The sequence below is a fragment of the uncultured Rothia sp. genome (assembly GCF_916049665.1).
Taxonomy (GTDB): Bacteria; Actinomycetota; Actinomycetes; order Actinomycetales; family Micrococcaceae; genus Rothia.
The window spans coordinates 1-2,786 of the sequence record NZ_CAJZIE010000116.1; the positions used below are offsets into that span (position 1 = coordinate 1).

At 56.4% G+C, this 2,786-nt stretch carries 2 protein-coding genes; both read right to left on the minus strand.

Annotation, left to right across the window (positions count from 1 at the left end; genetic code table 11):
• Positions 1 to 40: 40 nt before the first annotated feature.
• Positions 41 to 1,006, minus strand: coding sequence for a DUF6318 family protein (locus QZ540_RS08345; protein ID WP_294629154.1), 966 nt, complete (start codon positions 1,004 to 1,006; stop codon positions 41 to 43).
• A 350-nt stretch (positions 1,007 to 1,356) separates the two neighbouring features.
• Positions 1,357 to 2,277, minus strand: coding sequence for a DUF6318 family protein (locus QZ540_RS08350; protein WP_294629156.1), 921 nt, complete (start codon positions 2,275 to 2,277; stop codon positions 1,357 to 1,359).
• Positions 2,278 to 2,786 lie beyond the last annotated feature (509 nt).

Sequence of the window (2,786 nt, forward strand, 5' to 3'; positions counted from 1 at the left end):
TGCGCTCAAATCCTAATCTTGGAGTTTAGAGTCTCAGCGCCTAGATCTTGAAATCGCTGCTGCTACCGGAACTAGAGCTACCGGAGCCGCCACCACTGGACTTGCTTGCCGAAGCCGATGAGGAGGGACCCTCAAAGACCTGGCGGAATCGGTCGCTGTACTCCGACACGAAGTACTCGCGGCTAGTCACGCGCCACTTGCCCTCGGCGTACACCACGTAAATCACGACATCCAGGGTGCTTGCCTTCTGAACCTCACCGGTGCCCTTCTGGTAGATGGTGTATTCCTTGACAACATCCCGGCAGGGGAACGCCACAACAGCCAAGTCGGTAGAGGCAAGAGCCTTCGCATCCTTGTCGTCACGGATGCTCAGCTTGCTCTCGTAGTCCTTAGTCCAACCGCCCGCGGCGTAGAGCTTGGCAATAGCCTTCAGGTTGTTGACCAGACCGCTGTCAGCGCCGTGGACCAGACCCTTGAGGTACTGCAGGTCGCCGTTGTACATCGCGGCAATGTACGCGCTCTGATAGCCCGCCAGGGTCTTGTAGGCGCCCTCGAGGCTGACGGTACGCTGAGCCACCGTATCAATGACCGGGATCGGGACGTTCTTCGCGGGGGAGGTGTCGGTCGGCTCAACATAGTGTGCAATGGCGGGCTTGTACTCGTACTTGACGTCGCCAATGTACTTCTTATAGTCCTTCAAAAACTCGTCGGACGGAATAATCTTCGCGCTACTACGGCTCGACGAGGACGAAGACGACGAAGCGGATGCCGAAGCCGAGGCAGACTCAGAAGGTGACGCAGACGCCGAAGCCGAGGGGGAAGCGGAGGTGCTCGGGGAACCGGAGAAAGTATCACCGGTACCGGTGGGGCGAATATCCTTGTTGAAAGCGCATCCTGCCAGCGCGAAAGCGCCGGCGGTCAGACCGCCAAAAAGAACGGCGCGGCGGGTCAATCCGTTTCGGTCGTTAGCAGAGAAGCTGGTGTGTGCACTCGGCCGGAAGGACATGGTATCTCCTGAAAGTGGTTGATTGAGGTAGCTCGCAACGCTGCGGTGCGTACGAGAGACTCTTCCTCATCGTTTTGTATGGTGCGCGGTACAGGGGTACCGGGATACGAGTGTGCCGAAGCGTGAACTGCGGCGGTATGAAGTATCCACTTCTTACTATAGAAGACTGGTTTTAAAACTTCGTCAAAAAACCCTGGACATTGTCTTTAAGGCACAATAACCCAAAGTTGGTGAGGTGCTGAGGGAGCACCTTCACGACTTTGGGTTCGTGCGTATGGAATTGATGAGGCGGGGCTACTCTCGACCGGCGGAGGCGAAATTATGCGCCTGCAGAATTAGACCTGAGGGATTTAGACCTTAGTAGAACCGCGGCCCGAAGAACCGCTAGAACCTCCGGAACTAGAAGAGCCGGAAGAGCCCTTGCCGCCGTTCAGACGCTCGTTCAGATAATCGTTGCCGATTCGCCACCACTTACCCTCGGTGTAGAGCATCACGTGCGAAACGGATACCTGAGTAATCGCCGGAACCTTGCGCTCGGTACCATCCGGCTGATGGATGGCGGTGGCAGAATACTCGGCATCCATCACGATTTCTACGTAGCCGTCACCGTTCTTCAAGGCACTGTCCGGTTCGGCGTTCTGCATGACAATGCTGCACGTGAACTCCATGTACCAGCCGTTCTTCTCGTACAGTTCCTTGATTGCCTTGATCTCATCAATGGCGCGCTTATCAGCCGGGTAGGTCAGATCAATCGTCTGATCCGCGTAGCGTCCATCCTTGAGTGTGGCAATCTGGGCGCTGTAGTAGGCGCGCAACGTCTCGTAGGCACCCTGGAAGGTCGGTTCTTCACGGTGCGGAACGGTCTTGAGGGGCTTGGGTACGTTCTTCGCCGGGGAAGAAGCAGTTGCGGGCTGGTACTCACCCATGTACTCGCCGGTCAGCTTCAGGGGACCGGGGTACTTCTTCCAACCCTCGACAAGCGCATCCTCAGATACGGGTACGCGTGCCGCACTGGACGAGCTGCTCTTGGCACTTGCCGAAGCGCTCGCGGAGGAAGCAGCGGTAGCAGAGGGCGAACTAGACGCAGAAGGTGAAGCGGAAGTGCTCGCAGAAGAAATGGGGGAGCCGATCTTAGCCTTCGCCTCTTCGCTCAGCGGGCGAATATCGGAGGCGCAACCCGCCAGCAGAGAGACCGCGCCGCCCAGCAGTAGGGTGCGGCGGCTCACAAGGCGGGAAGCGACAGAACGGGTGCTCGAAGAGGGTGAGAACATCGGTGAACTCCTTGATTATTCCCGAGGCGGGCTCGGGGCACCCGGCGGCGGGCGCGTGGTTGTATGGCGTGTTGGGTGAGGCTGCATAGAGGGGCGAAACCTTGCGTTGTCTGCCGTGGTTTCAGGCCCTGTCAGGTTTAATCCCTGTCCGGAAGGAGCCTCGGGTGCGTACATGCTGCCGGTGGAGCGAACGGATACGCGGTGAACTCATCGTTGAGACTGCTGCGTTCGCACCCCGGTGAGAGGGTAGATGCTATCGAATCATCATTGATGTGTTGCACGATTCATTTTAGACTATTTTGAGCTCAAAATGCACGAAAAGGCACCTTAGTAATTCCTGGGAGCCTATCGAAGGTTGAATATATCAATCACCGTAAAGTATTACGACAAAATCCTGATAACGGGGAGCTATTTGATGGAAATGGTTGATTGGTGAGGGGGTGTGCGTATATCCAATTAAGTGATTTCAGTCATATTTATGACTTGAAAAATAAAAGAGCTGCGCCTCA

Bases quoted from the DNA above. Each gene is read 5' to 3' on its own strand.
- QZ540_RS08345 (WP_294629154.1), bottom strand. From the start codon at position 1,006: ATGTCCTTCCGGCCGAGTGCACACACCAGCTTCTCTGCTAACGACCGA.
- QZ540_RS08350 (WP_294629156.1), bottom strand. From the start codon at position 2,277: ATGTTCTCACCCTCTTCGAGCACCCGTTCTGTCGCTTCCCGCCTTGTG.